This window comes from Mariniradius sediminis (genome assembly GCF_021491425.1).
GTDB classification, from domain to species: Bacteria; Bacteroidota; Bacteroidia; order Cytophagales; family Cyclobacteriaceae; genus Mariniradius; species Mariniradius saccharolyticus.
The window spans coordinates 1-255 of sequence record NZ_JAKEVZ010000096.1; the positions used below are offsets into that span (position 1 = coordinate 1).

Annotated in this window: 1 pseudogene; it reads left to right on the forward strand. The window is 60.4% G+C overall.

Features of this window, described 5'->3' with window-relative positions:
- Positions 1–255: pseudogene (locus L0U89_RS20415) on the forward strand (hypothetical protein); the annotation flags it as partial.

Sequence of the window (255 nt, forward strand, 5' to 3'; positions counted from 1 at the left end):
CCACGGCCCGAAAGAAGCTGGTGGAAAGGCACCACAGATGGAAAGAGGAAGAATACAAAGGCATGCCCGGCCATGTGGACGATCCCAAGCAGGTGGATGACCAGGGCAACACGATACGGCCCAAGTACCTGAGCAACCATACGCATTACAGCCCCACGGACCCCGATGCCAGGATCAGCACCAAGCCGGGGAAGGCCCGTCAGCTGAACTACTGCGGACAGGTGGCGGTCGACGATGCCCACCACGTCATCACCG